Here is a 14,940-nt window from a genome sequence, read left to right as displayed (position 1 = left end):
TGCGCCGGGCAGGCACTCGTTCCACCCAAGACCCTCGCGCGGATTCGCACAAGGGTGCCCATAGGGACGTTCCGAATCGGTCATCTCCGTTTCCGCGGGTGTTTCCCGCCGTCGGCCCCGCCGGGAAAACTCCGTTGCACCGCACGTCCAGGATCGCTCACGATGCGTTCATGAGCACGACGGGGGAGAACGCGCGGCCTGCGCTCACGGCGTCCACGGGGGTGGCGCCGTGAGCGCACGGCTGCGCGGGATCGCGAGCGAGACGGAACGGATCGTGGCGGCGGGGGCCTACCGCGCGCCGGACGGGAGCGAGGTGCCCCTCGCGGCGGCGGTCGAGGCCGCCCGCGCGGGCACGCGGATGTACGGTCCGGAACCGGTTGCGGTGGTCCCGCCCACCGAAGCGGAGCCGCTGTTCGAGGTCACGGGCGAGAGCAGCCTGGAGGCGGCCCGCCGGCTGGCCGCCGCGCCCGTCGCCGTCCTGAACTTCTCCTCCGCCCGCAACCCGGGCGGCGGCTACCTCAACGGCGCCCAGGCGCAGGAGGAGGCCCTGTGCCGCGCCTCCGCCCTGTACACGTGTCTCCTCGAGGCCCGCGGCTTCTACGACCACCACCGCACCCACCGCGATCCGTTCTACACCGACCGGGTCGTGCACTCCCCGGCCGTGCCCGTCTTCCGGGACGACCGGGGCGCCCTCCTTGCCCGGCCGTACCTCGCGGGCTTCCTCACCGCCGCCGCGCCCAACGCGGGCGTCGTCCGGCGTACGGCCCCGGAGCGCGCCGGCGAACTGCCGGGCGCCCTGGCCGTGCGGGCCGAGCGCGTCCTGGAGACCGCCGCCGCCCACGGCTACCGCCGGCTGGTGCTGGGCGCCTGGGGCTGCGGCGTCTTCCAGAACGACCCGGCCGATGTCGCGGACGCCTTCCACGCGCTGCTGGAACCGGGCGGCCGGTTCGGCCGGGCCTTCGAACACGTGGTGTTCGGCGTCCTGGACCGCACCCGGGGAGCGACGGTCCGGGCGGCCTTCGCGGGGGCGTTCGGCTCACTGGAGAGCCGGCGTCAGGTCCAGCCGTAGCGCTCGTGCAGCCGCTGCCGGACCAGGTTGAACCGCATGCGGTCCAGCGCGCACGCCTCGCGGCGCATACCCGCCTCGTGCAGCCGGAGGACGCGATCGACGTCCACCCAGGAGTCCCGGCCCGACCGGTCCCAGGGGCCGCTCCCGATCGCCACCCACTCGCGGTCGTCGTCGTGCCGCTTGCTGGACAGTTGCACGGCGAGGAGTGTGCCCGCAGTCTCCCGGGCGACGACCAGCACCGGCCGGTCCTTGCCCCGGCCGTCGTTCTCCTCGAACGGCACCCAGGTCCACACGATCTCCCCGGGATCGGGATCGCCGTCGTGCGCGGGCGAGTACTCGGTGCGCACCCGCCCGACCTGGCGCGGATCGGCCTCGCTGGTGGCATGGGGGCCGTAGCGGCCCGGGACGTCTTCATCGGTAAACGTGCTCACAGGCAGGCACCCTAGCTCTCCCGGCCCCGGGCGCAACGTCCGTCCCGACTCCAGGCGTTACGGCAGGTCGGCGCGGGATCTGATCTGCATGCCCGGGCGGCGGCGGTGCACGGTCAGGTAGGCGAGGCCGCGCTGGCCCGCGGTGATGCTGCGGGTCGAGCCGTGCGGCAGCCAGAGTACGGCGCCCTCCGCCAGGGCCCGGGGCTCGTCCTGGGTGCCGCTGCCGACGGCACCGTCCCCGGAGACGACGAGCAGCAGGACGTCCAGGTGGGGCTCGGTGTGGGTGTCGACGCGGGCGCCCGGCGTCAGCCGGACCACGTTGGCGTCGAGTTGGCGGCCCTCCTCGGCCAGCTTCCACAGCACCGCGCCCGGAGCCGGGGGACCGGCGGCGAGGGCGACGGCATCGCACAGGACGCGCGGTTCGGGCTGTTCGGGCTGTTGGGGATGCGCGGGCTGTTCGGGTGGTGCCCCGGTGCGGTGTGCCGGGTCCGTGCCGGTGGCGGGCGGCGGGGTCGCGCGGTCCCCTCGGTTCCTGTGCTCCACGGGGTCCACCCTACAATTACTCCAGACCGCGATCGTGAAAAATGCGTGCAGGTGAAAGGAGTGGTCCTCCATGGGCACGCGGGAGAGTCCGCGCCGGCGCGCAGTCCTGGACGTGCTGCGCGCCGCCCCCGCCCCGCTCGGCGTGAGCGAGACGGCCGAACGGATGGGCGTGCACCCCAACACCGTGCGCTTCCACCTGGACGCGCTGGTCACCGACGGGCTCGTCGAACGCCGGGTGGACGACCCCTCCGGCCCCGGCCGGCCGCGGACCGTGTACACCGCCCGGCCCGGCATGGACCGCGGCGGCACCCGCGGCTACCGGCTGCTCGCGCGCATGCTGCTGAGCCGCTGGGCCGGCGCCGACCCGGCCGAGGCGCACGCCGAGGCACTGGAGACGGGCCGCACCTGGGGCCGTTTCCTGGTGGACCCGCTGCCGCCCGGCCGCCCGCCCAAGGCCGAGCGCGCCACGGCCGGACTCCTCGCCCTGCTGGACGACCTGGGCTTCGCACCCGAGCCGGAAGGCGGCGAAGAGGCCGGCCGCACGACTCCGGAACGGATCCGGCTGCGCCACTGCCCCTTCCTCGAACTCGCCGAGGAGTACGGCCAGTTGGTCTGCCCAGTCCATCTCGGTCTGATGCAGGGCGCGTTGGCGGAGCTGCGCGCGCCGCTGACCGCCACCGCCCTCGAACCGTTCGCCGAACCCGACGTCTGCCTGGCCCATTTGGCCGGGGCGGCCGCCGACGACTGAAGCGCCAGGAGAGGTAGTTTTCCACCGATGAACACCGCATCGGCCGCCGCGAGCGCGGTCGTCTTCGTCTGGCTCGGAATGGTGCTGGCGATCTCCTTCCTGGAGGCGCCGCTCAAGTTCCGCGCGCCGGGCGTGACCATACCCGTGGGCCTGGGCATCGGCCGGCTGGTGTTCCGGGCGCTGAACGCCGTGGAGGCCGTGCTGGCCGCCGTCGTCATCGCCGCGGTCGCCGTGGGCGGCTCGGCCGCGTCCGGGGTGATCGCCCTGACGGCCGCCGCGGCCGTTCTGCTCCTCGGCCAGTTGGCCGTCGTCCGGCCGCGCCTGAACCGACGCTCCGACCGGGTCCTGGCCGGCGAGGAACTGCCGCGCTCCCGCAGCCACTTGTGGTATGTGGGGTTCGAGGCCGCCAAGGTCGCCGTCCTGATCGCCCTCGGCGTCAGCCTCCTCGCCGCGAGGTGACCTCTGCGGCGTGTCTCGTCCGCGAGGTGACCTCGGGGCGTCGCGCCCGCGGGCTGACCTCTGAGGCGTGTCGCGCGACACGCCCTGGCGCCGTCACGCGGCCTCGGCGTCCGCCGCCTGCACTTGGGGCGGCCACCGCTCGTGCCAGTTCAGCTCAGCCTCCAGCTGGGCGGCGAGCGAGACGAGCAACGGCTCGCTCGCGGCCGGACCGAGGAGCTGGGCGCCCACCGGGAGTCCGGGCGCGACGAAGCCCGCGGGGACGTTGACGCCGGGCCAGCCGAGGACGTTCCACGGCCAGGCATAGGGGCAGGCGGCGATCATCGCGCGGTCGGTGGCCAGCCCGCCGAGCCTGTACAGGGCGCCGATCCGGGGCGGGGGAGCGGCCGTCGTCGGCGCGAGGACCACGTCGTACGACCCGAAGAACCCGCCGATCCGCCGGTGCAGGACCGCCTCGGCGCGCCGGGCCGCCCGCAGCGGGGCCCCGCCGAGCAGCCGGCCCAGCCGGGCCGCGTCCCGGGTGCGCCGGTCGAGCAGTGCCGGGTCGGGCGCGTCGCGGACCCACTCGGCGATGCCCACGGTGGCCCGGGGCACGAAGGTCAGCCCGATCTGGCCGTACGGCGGGTCGGCCTCCTCCACGTCGTGCCCCAACGCGGCCAGCTTCTCGGCGAGTCGGACGACGAGGGCCCGCACCTGAGGGTGGAGGCGGGCCGGTACCGCGGTGAACGGCGGCTTCAGCGACAGGGCGATGCGCAGCCGCCCCGGGTCGCGGCCGACCGCGTCGAAAACGGTCAGGGCGGCCGGGCAGTGCGGGTCCCGGGCGTGGTTGCCGCTCGCCGCGTCGAGCAGCAGGGCGGCGTCGGCGACCGTGCGGGCCAGGGTGCCGTTGACGGTGATGCCCTGGAAGGACTCGCCGCGCGGCCAGGTCGAGATGCGGCCGCGCTGGGGCTTGATGCCGACCAGATGGGTCCAGGAGGCCGGGATCCGCACCGATCCGGCGCCGTCCGACCCCAGCGCGGCCGGTACCAGGCCCGCCGCGACGGCGGCGGCCGAACCGCCCGAGGAACCTCCGGGAGTGTGGCCGGTGTGCCACGGATTGCGGGTGTCCCCGAACGCGGCGCCCTCGGTGAACGGCCACTGCCCCAGCTCGCAGGTGTTGGTCTTGCCGATGATCACCGCTCCGGCGGCGCGCAGCCGTCGTACCGCCTCCCCGTCCTCGGCCGCGGCGGGGAAGTCGCCCCGGCAGCCGAACGCGGTCGGCTCGCCCGCCACGTCCATGTCGTCCTTCACCGCCACCGGAACGCCCAGCAGCGGCCGCCGCACGCCTGCCGCCAACTCCCGGTCAGCGGCGTCCGCTTCGGCCAGGGCGGCCTCGGCGCGCACCACGCGGAAGGCGTTCAGCGTCGGCTGGGTGGCCGCGATCCGGGCCAGGGACCGCTCCACCAGGGTGCGGGAGGTCACCTCGCCCTCGGCCAGCGCGCGAACGGACTCCGCGAGACCTGCGGCACGGTCGGGCGTCATGGCGGGGAACCTCCGGGGGAGCGTCCTGGCACGGTGTCTACCGAACGGTAACCTCTCGGGCGAGGGTGTGCGATAGGTTCCCGGCCATGACCGAACTCGCCGCTGTCGCCTGGCCACCCGCCCCGATCAGGACCGAGCGGCTCGTGCTCCGTGAGTCGGAGGCCCGCGACCGCGTGGCCTTCATCGACCTGCTCGCCTCGGCCGACGTGCACGTCTACCTCGGGGGCCCGCGACCGCGCGCCGAACTCGACCGCGAGGTACCGGAGATACCCGCGCGACGGCCCGGTCACTTCGTCATCGAGCTCGACGGAGCGATGATCGGCGTCGTCCACCTCACCCCGCACGACGAGGAGAGCGCGGGGCACAGTTCGGCCGGACCTCGGTCAGGCCGAACTCGGTTACCTGCTGATGCCAAGGGCGTGGGGCCGCGGGTACGGCGCCGAGGCGTGCGCGGCGGCCCTCGACTGGTTCGCCGCGGAACGTCCCGGCGCATGCGTGGTGTTGCGCACCCAGACCGCCAACGAGCGCTCGATGCGCCTGGCGGCCGGCCTGGGGTTCACCGAGGTGGAGCGGTTCCACGCCTACGACGCCGAGCAGTGGTTCGGCGTGTGGAGTCCGGCCGTACGGGTGGGGTGAGCCGGAAAGCCGGAACGCCCGGCCGGAAGAGTCCGGCCGGGCGTTCGGCGTTCGCGTGAAAAGACCGCAGTCGCGGGTGTCAGGCGGCCACGGCCTCGCCGACGTTGCCGTGCAGGCGGGCGACGACCTCGGTCAGCTGCGCGGCGACCTCGGCGTCGTCGGCCGGGTGGGTCTCGGCGAAGCGGGTCACGGAGCCCGGGATGGACAGCTTGATGTCCTCGATCACCTTGCCGCCGGCGATGCCCACGGCCTTGCGGGTGTCGTCCTGCGCCCACACGCCGCCGTACTGGCCGAAGGCGGTGCCGATGACGGCGACCGGCTTGCCGCCGAAGGCGCCGGCGCCGTAGGGGCGGGACAGCCAGTCGATGGCGTTCTTCAGGACGGCCGGGATGGTGCCGTTGTACTCGGGCGAGAAGAGCAGGAAGGCGTCGGCGGCACCGGCGGCCTCCCGCAGCGCGGCCGCGGCGGCCGGGACGCTGCCCTCGACGTCGATGTCCTCGTTGTAGAAGGGGAGCTCGGCGAGACCCTCGTAGAGCACGACGTCCGCGCCCTCCGGGGCGAGCTTGACGGCCGCCTCGGCGAGCTGGCGGTTGTGCGAACCGGCGCGGAGGCTGCCGACGAGCGCGAGGATGCGAACAGACATGGGAACTCCAAGGGGGGTGACAAGCGCTTCAACGATCCGGACCGAGGTCCGTTTAAGTTTGTATCAGGCTAACCGGACCGCGGTCCAGTTTTGTTCCCGATGCTTTACGCTGGCTTCATGTCCAGCGCCCCGCCCCCCTTCCCGAAGCCCCCGGAGTCCCTCGGTCCGCCGCACCTGCTGGAGGTCGGCCCGGCTCCGGACGAGCCCTGCCTGCGCGCCGACGCCGCGCGCAACCGGGCCCGGCTGCTGGAGGCCGCCGCCCGGCTGATCGCCGAGCACGGGGTGGAGGGGGTCACCATGGAGGCGGTGGCCGCCGCGGCGCAGGTCGGCAAGGGCACGGTGTTCCGCCGCTTCGGCGACCGCACCGGGCTGCTGACGGCCCTGCTGGACCACTCGGCGAAGCAGCTCCAGGCCGACTTCCTCGGCGGACCCGCGCCCCTGGGGCCCGGCGCGCCACCGCTGGAGCGGCTCCGGGCGTTCGGTGTGGCGGTGCTGTACCGCTCGGCCGAGCAGCTCGACCTGCAACTGGCCGCCCAGCCGCACCCGACCCGCCGGTTCTCCCACCCGGCCGCGCTCGCGCTGCGCACCCACGTCACGGTGCTGCTGCGCAAGCTGGTGCCGACCGCCGACTGCGACCTCCTCGCCCAGACCCTCATGGCCAGCCTCGACCCCGCCCTGATCCACCACCTGATCCGGCAGTGCGGGATGCCCATGGAGCGGCTGGAGACCGGCTGGATGGACCTGGTCGCCCGTGTCACCCGCACGGAACCGCCCCGCTGAGGGCCGGTCGGACGCCAAGCGCTCTCCGGCGCGCCGAAAGGGCCCGCGGCACGGCCGCGGGCCCCAGGGCAGGCCGTCGTCCCCCTCCCGGGTGCTACTGCGCCCCGTCCTGCCCCTGCTGCTCGGCGATGCTCTTACGGACCTCGTCCATGTCCAGCTTGCGGGCCTGTCCGATGACGTCGGTCAGCGCGGCCTCGGGGAGCGCGCCCGGCTGCGCGAACACGGCGACCTGGTCACGGACGATCATCAGCGTCGGGATCGACTGGATGCCGAAGGCCTGCGCCAGCTCCGGCTGCGCCTCCGTGTCCACCTTGCCGAACACCAGGTCCGGATTGCCCTCGGCAGCCTTCTCGTACACGGGTGCGAACTGACGGCACGGCCCGCACCACTCCGCCCAGAAGTCGATGAGAACGAACTCGTTCTCCGTGACCATCTGGTCGAAGTTCTCCTTGGTCAGCTCCACGGTGCTGCTGCTCATGGCCTTCCCTCTTCCTGGTGTCGGGGTGCTGCCGACGACGCCAACGCGGGCGGCCGGTCGCGTATTCCGGTGCGCGTACGCCCGTATTCCGCGCACGTACCCATGTGGCCACCGGGCACACCACCCAGCAGACTGACCCCATGACGGAAACGGAAGCCATCGCGTACGACGTCGTGGTGCTCGGCGCCGGACCCGTGGGGGAGAACGTCGCCGACCGCATCCGCGCGGGCGGCCTGACCACCGCGGTCGTGGAGAGCGAACTCGTCGGCGGCGAGTGCTCGTACTGGGCGTGCATGCCCAGCAAGGCGCTGCTCAGACCGGTCATCGCCCGGGCCGACGCCCGCCGCCTGCCTGGCCTGAGCGGGGCCGTCCAGGGGCCCCTCGACACCGACGCCGTCCTCAGCCGGCGCGACACCTACACCTCGCACTGGCAGGACGACGGCCAGGTCGGCTGGCTCGACGGCATCGGCGCCGACCTGTACCGGGGCCACGGCCGGCTCGCCGGCCCCCGCACGGTCACCGTCACCGGACCCGACGGCACCGTCACCACCCTCACCGCCCGGCACGCCGTCGCCGTCTGCACCGGCACCCGCGCCCAGCTGCCCGACCTGCCCGGACTCGACGGTGTGGGGCCCTGGACCAGCAGGGAGGCCACCAGCGCCAAGGCCGCCCCGGGCCGGCTGATCGTCGTCGGCGGCGGTGTCGTCGCCACCGAGATGGCCACCGCCTGGCAGGCCCTCGGCTCCCGCGTCACCCTCCTCGTCCGCGGCAAGGGCCTGCTCAACCGCATGGAACCCTTCGCCGGTGAACTCATCGCCAAGGCGCTCACCGAGGCCGGCGTCGACCTGCGCACCGGCACCTCCGTCGCGTCCGCGACCCGCGAGAACGGGACCGTCGTCGCCGTCACGGGCACCGGCGACTGCATCGAGGCCGACGAGATCCTCTTCGCCACCGGCCGCGCCCCACAGACGGACGACATCGGGCTCGACACCGTCGGCCTCGAACCCGGCTCCTGGCTCGACGCCGACGACACCCTCCGCGTCACCGGCACCGACTGGCTGTACGCGGTCGGCGACGTCAACCACCGGGCGCTCCTCACCCACCAGGGCAAGTACCAGGCCCGTATCGCCGGCTCCGCCATCGCCGCACGCGCCGCCGGCGACCCCGTGACCGCAGAGCCCTGGGGCGCCCACTCGGCCACCGCCGACCACGACGCCGTACCCCAGGTCGTCTTCACCGACCCCGAGGCCGGTGCCGTCGGCCTGTCCCTCGCCGAGGCCGAACAGGCCGGGCACCGCGTGCGCGCGGTCGACGTCGAGTTCTCCTCGGTCGCCGGGGCGGGTCTGTACGGCGAGGACTACCGGGGCCGCGCCCGCATGGTCGTCGACGTCGAGCAGGAGATCCTGCGAGGCGTCACCTTCGTCGGCCCAGGCGTCGGAGAACTCGTCCACTCGGCCACCGTCGCGGTCGCCGGCCGGGTCCCGATCGGCCGCCTGTGGCACGCGGTGCCCTCGTACCCGACGCTCAGCGAGGTGTGGCTGCGCCTGCTGGAGGCGTACCGGGACAGCTGAGCCTGCTGTACGGCGTCTCCGCAGCCGCTACGGCAGCCCGAAGCCCAGCGCCTCGGCTGCCGCCACCGGGGCCGGAGCGTTCCAGCGGGCCAGCACCGCCTCGTTCGTCGACAGCGAGCGCGGCTCGGCCCGGTCCAGGTAGAGCGTGCCGTCCAGGTGGTCCGTCTCGTGCTGCACGATCCGGGCGGGCCAGCCGGTGAAGGCCTCGTCCACCTCGCGGCCCAGCTCGTCCTGGCCCCGCAGCCGCACCTCGACGGGCCGGGCCACCACCGCCTGCCAGCCCGGCACGCTCAGACAGCCCTCGAAGAACGCGGCACGAGCGGTGCCGACGGGCTCGTACGACGGATTGACCAGCACCCGGAACGGCTGCGGCACCCGGCCCCGGACCCGCGCGACCTCCTCGGACACCGGCGCCGGATCCTCGATGACCGCGATCCGCAGCGGCACGCCCACCTGCACGGCGGCGAGGCCCACGCCGGGCGCCGCGCGCATCGTGCCGTGCAGGGACTCGACGAACCGGGCCAGCAGAGCGTCGCCGAGCTGCCCGTCGTACGGCTCCGTGCCCCGCCGCAGGACGGGATGGCCCGCCGCGACGATGGGCAGGGGCCCGCCCGCGGCGAGGAGCTCCTCGACCCGTTCGGCGAGAGGTGCGCGGTCGTCACTGGGTGTCGCCATCACGCCAGCATGCCACGTTGGGCGCTCGCCACCCGGGGTACTTGCGACAGCATGACGCAAGCGCAGTTCGCCGTCGGCGACCACGTCCGGTGGAACTCGGAGGCCGGACCCGTCGAAGGCGTGATCATCAAGAAGCACACCCGCGACGTCGAGTACAAGGGGCACATGCGCCGCTGCTCCAAGGACGACCCGCAGTACGAGATCAAGAGCGACCGGACCGACCACGTCGCCCTCCACAAGGGGGGCGCGCTGACGAAGCTGTAGCGGACGGACCCGCGGTGGGTGAGGCGGTGGAACGGTGAACCGCGTCTGTACGGTCGGGCACTCGACCCGCGACTTCGACGAGCTCCTGGCGATGCTGCGCGCCCACGACGTCACCTGCCTGGCCGACGTCCGCTCCTTCCCGTCGTCGAGGAAGTACCCGCAGTGGAACCAGGCGGCGATCACCGAGGCCCTGCCGTCCGACATCTCCTACCGCTGGATCCGCCGGCTGGGCGGCCGGCGGCACACCCCCAAGGGCGTGCCCAGCGTCAACGGCGCCTGGCGGGTCAAGGCCTTCCGGGACTACGCCGACTACATGGCCGGTGAGGAGTTCGCGCACGGTCTCGCCGAACTGCTCGACCTGGCCGGGCACGAACGGCCGGCCATCATGTGCAGCGAGGCGGTGCCCTGGCGCTGTCACCGCCGGCTCGTCACCGACGCGCTGCTCGTCGCCGGCGTGGAGGTGCTGCACATCCTCTCGCCCACGTCGTCGAAACCGGCCGCCCTCAACGAACACGCCCGCGTCCGGGACGGCCACCTGATCTACCCGCCGCCCCCGGACGAATGAGCCGCTCGGCTGCCGCGCCGCCGGGGCCGGTCGCGCAGTTCCCCGCGCCCCTTCGGGGCGCGCAACCCTCGGGCCACCGCGTCCCCCGCGCCCCTGCGGACCGTTGCGGTGCAGCCGTGCGCGATCACACAGCGCGGACTCGGCCGGTGGGGCGATCACGGACCGCGGCACGGTCACGGAGGCCGGTCCCGCGTCATCGCGCGCTGCGCACATACACGCGGTCACCGTCGGTCCGCACGTCCCAGCGTGGCTCGTCGACTGTCGCCGGGCCCCGTACGGCGGCGCCGTCCGCGAGCCGGAAGACGCTGCCGTGCCAGGGGCAGCGGACGCAGCCGTCGTCGAGGACCGCCCCTTCGTCGAGCGGCCCCCCGGCGTGGGTGCAGGTCGCCGAGAGCGCGTACAGCTCCCCGGCGTGCCGTACCAGCATCACCGGCACGCCGCCGGCCGTGACCCGCAGGGGTACGCCGTCGGTCAGTGCGGACAGCGCCGCGACCTCGGTCCAGTCGGTGACGGTCTCCTGGAACGCGGTGTGGTCGACGCCGACGCCCCGGACGTACGACAGGTGACCGCCCAGGTAGGCGGCGCACACGGTGAGGCCGAGACCGGCGCAGCCGAGCGCCGCCCCGGCCCGGTGCCGTCCTCGCCGTCGGGCCGCCCAGGACGCGGCCTGCAACGTGGTCGCCACGACATTGCCCAAGGCGTGCACGAGGCCGACCCGTCTCGTCCCGCCGTAGGTGTCGGACCAGTCGGCCGCCCCCGCCACGGCGGCCGGCACGGTGGCGACCAGCCCCAGGCCCACCAGGCGGCGCGCCGACGCCGCCCCGGATCCGCCCGCCGTCAGGTCCAGGGCCGAGGCCATCACCCAGGCCCCGATGGGCAGGTCCGTCAGCACGGGGTGCAGCGGATGACTCAGCCAGGTCCCCGACAGCGCGTTCTTGACCGCGTCGCGGCTCGTGGCCCGGGCCACCCAGCCGGCGGCCGTGTCGCAGAGACCGTCGAGTGCATTGAGATTCTCGACGCCTTCGATGATGTCCTCGATCGCCTTCGGCATGCCGGTGGCTCCTCGTTCGCTCGCACCCGTGCCCACCCTCGCACCGAGCTGCCCCCGGGGCCGCGCCCGCGCGTCCATACGGCTGACACCTCCGCGCCCCGGTGGCATCGCTCCGGAACGGCGCGGCGAGGCCCGACCGGACCGGACGTCAGCCGCCCAGCATCCTGCGCACGGCGTCGCGCGTGCGGTCGGCCACCGCGGCGAACGGCCCCAGTGCGAGGTTCCTGGCGCGGGACTCCATGCCGGGGTGCGGGCGGGTGGGGGCGACGATCTCGGCGGTGCGCAGGAGTTTCGCCAGGGTCTGCAGCGCCCCGTCGTCGGAGGCCGCCCGCAGCGCGGGGAACTCCTGCTCCTCCTCGGCCCGGGCGTGCGCCTCCACGGCGTCGCGCAGGGCGACGAACCGGGGCCTGAACTCGGCGGCGTCCGGGTCGGTGTCCTCCAGAGCCGCCAACAGCCGTTTGGCCTCCGCCTCCTGCTCCAGCAGACCGGCGACCAGCTCGTCGCCGTCCTCCAGGACACGCCGGACGTGCGGGTGGACGACCTCCTCCTCGGCCGTCTCGTGCACCGGCAGGAGGTGGACCAGCGAGTGGAGCGCCTTGCGCCGCTCCTTGCCGTCGACGGCGAGCACCCGCTCCATCCGGCGCCGGATCTCCTCGTGCTGCTGCTCCAGCAGGATCACGACGTCGTTGCTGTCCGGGTCCTGGCCCACCGTTGTGTGAATCGACATGCCCGATCGCCTTCTTCAGGGTGGCCGTGCCTCACGCCGGTCCCGCCGGGCCGGTTGAGTACCCCCGTCCGCCCCGCCGACACGCGCCGCGCTGACCCCGGCGTCCACGGCCCGAGGACATCCGGCGTCAACAGCCCGGTGGCACCTGCGTCAACGGCCCAGGGACACCGACGCCGCGGCCACCGCCACGAGGCAGGCGCCCACCGCCAGCGTGCCCGCCAGGCAGCGGGCGCGGAGCGTCCGGTAGCGCTCCTCGTACTCGCCGCGCAGTGACCGGCAGCGGGCCGCGATCCGTTCCAGGTCCTGCTGGGCACGCCGGAGGCTGTCGGCGACGTACGCCTGCTCGACCTCGGTGCGCTGTGCCGTCGTCAGCCAGTCCAGGGGCGTCACGAACTCCCGCGCCCGCTGCTCGGCCACCGCGACCGTGGCCTGCCACAGCAGGTAGCCCTCCACCTCGTTGCCGAGACGGACTCCCTCGGCTCGCTGCCTCGACACATCGCTCCTCACCGCTGTCGGACCCTCATGCGCGGGTGCCGTGGGCCTCCGCCTCGGCCAGCGCGATCTGCGGGTGGTGCAGGTCGAATGCGGGACCCTCGCTCCGGATCCGCGGCAGCGTCACGAAGTTGTGCCGCGGCGGCGGGCAGGAGGTCGCCCACTCCAGCGAACGGCCGTAGCCCCACGGGTCGTCCACGCCGACCGGCTTGCCGTACTTGGCGGTCTTCCAGATGTTGTAGAAGAACGGCAGCATCGACATGCCCAGCAGGAACGAGCTGATCGACGAGATCGTGTTGAGCGTGGTGAATCCGTCGCCGGCGAGATAGTCGGCGTACCGGCGTGGCATCCCCTCGACTCCCAGCCAGTGCTGGATGAGGAACGTGCCGTGGAAGCCGCAGAACAGCATCCAGAACGTCATCTTGCCGAGGCGCTCGTCGAGCATCTTGCCGGTGAACTTGGGCCACCAGAAGTGGAAGCCGGCGAACATCGCGAAGACGACGGTGCCGAAGACGACGTAGTGGAAGTGCGCCACCACGAAGTACGAGTCGGAGACGTGGAAGTCCAGCGGCGGTTCCGCCAGGATGATGCCGGTCAGCCCGCCGAAGAGGAAGGTGACGAGAAAGCCCGCCGCCCACAGCATCGGTGTCTCGAAGGACAGTGAGCCCTTCCACATCGTGCCGATCCAGTTGAAGAACTTCACCCCGGTCGGGACCGCGATGAGGAACGTCATGAAGGAGAAGAACGGCAGCAGCACACCGCCGGTGACGTACATGTGGTGCGCCCACACCGCCAGGGACAGACCGGCGATCGAGATCGTCGCCGCGACCAGGCCCATGTAGCCGAAGATCGGTTTACGGCTGAAGACCGGGATGACCTCGGTGATGATGCCGAAGAACGGCAGCGCGATGATGTACACCTCGGGATGGCCGAAGAACCAGAAGAGGTGCTGCCAGAGCAGCGCCCCGCCGTTGGAGGCGTCGAAGACGTGGGCGCCGAACTTGCGGTCCGCCTCCAGGGCGAACAGCGAAGCGGCCAGGACCGGGAAGGCGAACAGGACCAGTACGGCGGTCAGCAGCACGTTCCACACGAAGATCGGCATCCGGAACATGGTCATGCCCGGGGCGCGCATGCAGATGATCGTCGTGATGAAGTTGACCGAGCCGAGGATCGTGCCGAAGCCGGAGAAGGCCAGGCCCACGATCCACAGATCGGCGCCGAGTCCCGGGCTGTGCACGGCGTTCGTCAGCGGGGAGTAGGCGAACCAGCCGAAGTCGGCCGCGCCGTCCGGGGTGAGGAAGCCGCCGACCGCGATGAGCGAGCCGAACAGGTAGAGCCAGTAGGCGAACATGTTCAGCCGCGGGAACGCCACGTCCGGCGCGCCGATCTGAAGCGGCATGATCCAGTTGGTGAAGCCGGCGAACAGCGGGGTGGCGAACATCAGCAGCATCACGGTGCCGTGCATCGTGAACGCCTGGTTGAACTGCTCGCTCGACATGATCTGCAGACCCGGACGGGCCAGCTCGGCGCGCATCAGCAGCGCCATCACGCCACCGATGATGAAGAACGCGAACGACGTCGTCAGATACATCGTGCCGATCGTCTTGTGGTCGGTGGTCGTCATCCACTTGACCACGACGCTGCCGGGCTGCCTGCGCCGGACCGGCACCTCACTGTCGTAGGTGGGCTCGGCCGAGGGCTCAGGGCTGTTGAGAATAGTCACAGGTCGCGTTTCTCCGATGCTCGCGGTTCGCCCGCGCCATGGCGTCAGTCGTGCGCCATACTCGCGGCTCGCGGCCCGGAGGGAAGCCGTGAGCGGCCGACACACCGCCGAACGGGCGGTTCTCACACACGAGTGGAGCAATCGGCCCGGCCCGGCCGGCGGTGCGCGCGGCCAACGGCACATCGCCACCTACCTCCAGCGCTCCCGGCTGCCGGACGCGCTGTCCGACGGTCTGATGGAGCGGCGCGGTGAGGATCTGTCCGCCGGTCTGGAGCGGCTCAGCCGTGCGGCGGTACGGCTGCGCGGGCGCACCCCGGAGACGCTGCTCGACGAGCTGGTGGAGCAGGTGGCCCCGGCCCCGGCCCCGGGCGACGACATCGCCGTACTGGCGCTGTGTCACGCACCGGAGTGAGCGCGGCGGCAAGCACGGCGGCCGAGGCCCGATCGACCGGTCGTCCGGCCGCCACGCGGCCGGGGCCTCGCGCCCGTTTCGCGCGCATGGCCGGTTGCAGGCCGGGTGGGGGCGGCTGAGACTGAGCTGGCCGCCCGGGCCCGGCCGGCGGCGGG

Annotated in this window: 18 protein-coding genes and 1 pseudogene; 9 read left to right on the top strand and 10 right to left on the bottom strand. The window is 73.1% G+C overall.

Features of this window, described 5'->3' with window-relative positions; genetic code table 11:
- Positions 1-229 precede the first annotated feature (229 nt).
- Complete coding sequence (locus ABZ854_RS21270) at positions 230-1,069, top strand: TIGR02452 family protein (protein WP_361213049.1); 840 nt, start codon at positions 230-232, stop codon at positions 1,067-1,069.
- Here the strand turns inward: ABZ854_RS21270 and ABZ854_RS21265 are convergent.
- Together ABZ854_RS21265 and ABZ854_RS21260 are read right to left on the bottom strand one after the other, a co-directional pair.
- Complete coding sequence (locus ABZ854_RS21265; RefSeq protein ID WP_361213046.1) at positions 1,054-1,500, bottom strand: type II toxin-antitoxin system PemK/MazF family toxin; 447 nt, start codon at positions 1,498-1,500, stop codon at positions 1,054-1,056. The genes ABZ854_RS21270 and ABZ854_RS21265 overlap by 16 nt on opposite strands.
- 57 nt (positions 1,501-1,557) lie before the next feature.
- Positions 1,558-1,911: a hypothetical protein gene (locus ABZ854_RS21260; protein WP_361213194.1), complete on the bottom strand. Its 354-nt coding sequence runs from the start codon at positions 1,909-1,911 to the stop codon at positions 1,558-1,560.
- A 202-nt stretch (positions 1,912-2,113) separates the two neighbouring features.
- Between ABZ854_RS21260 and ABZ854_RS21255 the strand changes: the two genes are divergently transcribed.
- Positions 2,114-2,791, top strand: a complete 678-nt coding sequence (locus ABZ854_RS21255; protein ID WP_361213043.1) for a helix-turn-helix domain-containing protein — start codon at positions 2,114-2,116, stop codon at positions 2,789-2,791.
- 27 nt (positions 2,792-2,818) lie between these two features.
- On the top strand, positions 2,819-3,250 hold the full coding sequence (locus tag ABZ854_RS21250; protein WP_361213040.1) for a hypothetical protein: 432 nt from the start codon (positions 2,819-2,821) through the stop codon (positions 3,248-3,250).
- Positions 3,251-3,343: 93 nt separating this feature from the next.
- On the opposite strand, the gene ABZ854_RS21245 is transcribed toward ABZ854_RS21250, so the two are convergent.
- Entirely contained in the window at positions 3,344-4,768 is a 1,425-nt protein-coding gene (locus ABZ854_RS21245; protein WP_361213037.1) for an amidase, read from the bottom strand.
- An 86-nt stretch (positions 4,769-4,854) separates the two neighbouring features.
- On the opposite strand from ABZ854_RS21245, the pseudogene ABZ854_RS21240 reads away from it, so the two are divergent.
- Positions 4,855-5,404: pseudogene (locus tag ABZ854_RS21240) on the top strand (GNAT family N-acetyltransferase).
- A 79-nt stretch (positions 5,405-5,483) separates the two neighbouring features.
- On the opposite strand, the gene ABZ854_RS21235 reads toward ABZ854_RS21240, so the two are convergent.
- Positions 5,484-6,047: an NAD(P)H-dependent oxidoreductase gene (locus tag ABZ854_RS21235; RefSeq protein WP_361213034.1), complete on the bottom strand. Its 564-nt coding sequence runs from the start codon at positions 6,045-6,047 to the stop codon at positions 5,484-5,486.
- A gap of 99 nt (positions 6,048-6,146) precedes the next feature.
- On the opposite strand from ABZ854_RS21235, the gene ABZ854_RS21230 reads away from it, so the two are divergent.
- A complete protein-coding gene (locus ABZ854_RS21230) occupies positions 6,147-6,827 on the top strand; it encodes a helix-turn-helix domain-containing protein (RefSeq protein WP_361213031.1) in 681 nt (226 codons plus the stop codon).
- Between the two features lie 94 nt (positions 6,828-6,921).
- Here the strand turns inward: ABZ854_RS21230 and trxA are convergent, their stop codons facing one another.
- On the bottom strand, positions 6,922-7,305 hold the full coding sequence (trxA, locus tag ABZ854_RS21225; protein WP_361213028.1) for a thioredoxin: 384 nt from the start codon (positions 7,303-7,305) through the stop codon (positions 6,922-6,924).
- Between the two features lie 140 nt (positions 7,306-7,445).
- Here trxA and ABZ854_RS21220 point away from each other — a divergent pair, with 140 nt between their 5' ends.
- Entirely contained in the window at positions 7,446-8,876 is a 1,431-nt protein-coding gene (locus ABZ854_RS21220; protein ID WP_361213025.1) for an NAD(P)/FAD-dependent oxidoreductase, read from the top strand.
- Between the two features lie 27 nt (positions 8,877-8,903).
- Here the strand turns inward: ABZ854_RS21220 and ABZ854_RS21215 are convergent, their stop codons facing one another.
- The gene (locus tag ABZ854_RS21215; RefSeq protein WP_361213022.1) at positions 8,904-9,551 is read right to left on the bottom strand and encodes a peptide deformylase; all 648 of its coding nucleotides are present in this window, start codon (positions 9,549-9,551) and stop codon (positions 8,904-8,906) included.
- 51 nt (positions 9,552-9,602) lie between these two features.
- Here ABZ854_RS21215 and ABZ854_RS21210 point away from each other — a divergent pair, with 51 nt between their 5' ends.
- On the top strand, positions 9,603-9,815 hold the full coding sequence (locus ABZ854_RS21210) for a DUF2945 domain-containing protein (protein WP_361213019.1): 213 nt from the start codon (positions 9,603-9,605) through the stop codon (positions 9,813-9,815).
- 34 nt (positions 9,816-9,849) lie between these two features.
- Positions 9,850-10,380 carry a DUF488 domain-containing protein gene (locus ABZ854_RS21205; protein ID WP_361213017.1) on the top strand — a complete coding sequence of 177 codons (531 nt, stop codon included), beginning with the start codon at positions 9,850-9,852 and terminating at the stop codon, positions 10,378-10,380.
- A 193-nt stretch (positions 10,381-10,573) separates the two neighbouring features.
- On the opposite strand, the gene ABZ854_RS21200 is transcribed toward ABZ854_RS21205, so the two are convergent.
- From ABZ854_RS21200 to ctaD, 4 genes are all read right to left on the bottom strand, one after another.
- Complete coding sequence (locus tag ABZ854_RS21200; protein ID WP_361213014.1) at positions 10,574-11,431, bottom strand: Rieske 2Fe-2S domain-containing protein; 858 nt, start codon at positions 11,429-11,431, stop codon at positions 10,574-10,576.
- A gap of 148 nt (positions 11,432-11,579) precedes the next feature.
- Positions 11,580-12,158 (bottom strand): hemerythrin domain-containing protein, encoded by a 579-nt coding sequence (locus ABZ854_RS21195; protein ID WP_361213011.1) that lies wholly within the window; start codon positions 12,156-12,158, stop codon positions 11,580-11,582.
- A gap of 150 nt (positions 12,159-12,308) precedes the next feature.
- Complete coding sequence (locus ABZ854_RS21190) at positions 12,309-12,653, bottom strand: cytochrome C oxidase subunit I (protein ID WP_361213008.1); 345 nt, start codon at positions 12,651-12,653, stop codon at positions 12,309-12,311.
- Positions 12,654-12,678: 25 nt separating this feature from the next.
- Entirely contained in the window at positions 12,679-14,373 is a 1,695-nt protein-coding gene (ctaD, locus tag ABZ854_RS21185; RefSeq protein WP_361213005.1) for a cytochrome c oxidase subunit I, read from the bottom strand.
- 88 nt (positions 14,374-14,461) lie between these two features.
- Here ctaD and ABZ854_RS21180 point away from each other — a divergent pair, with 88 nt between their 5' ends.
- The gene (locus ABZ854_RS21180; RefSeq protein ID WP_361213002.1) at positions 14,462-14,785 is read left to right on the top strand and encodes a SpoIIE family protein phosphatase; all 324 of its coding nucleotides are present in this window, start codon (positions 14,462-14,464) and stop codon (positions 14,783-14,785) included.
- Positions 14,786-14,940: the final 155 nt, after the last annotated feature.

It is taken from the genome of Streptomyces sp. NPDC047028 (assembly GCF_040644095.1).
Taxonomy (GTDB): Bacteria; Actinomycetota; Actinomycetes; order Streptomycetales; family Streptomycetaceae; genus Streptomyces.
This window is presented reverse-complemented; position numbering and strand designations above follow the sequence as displayed.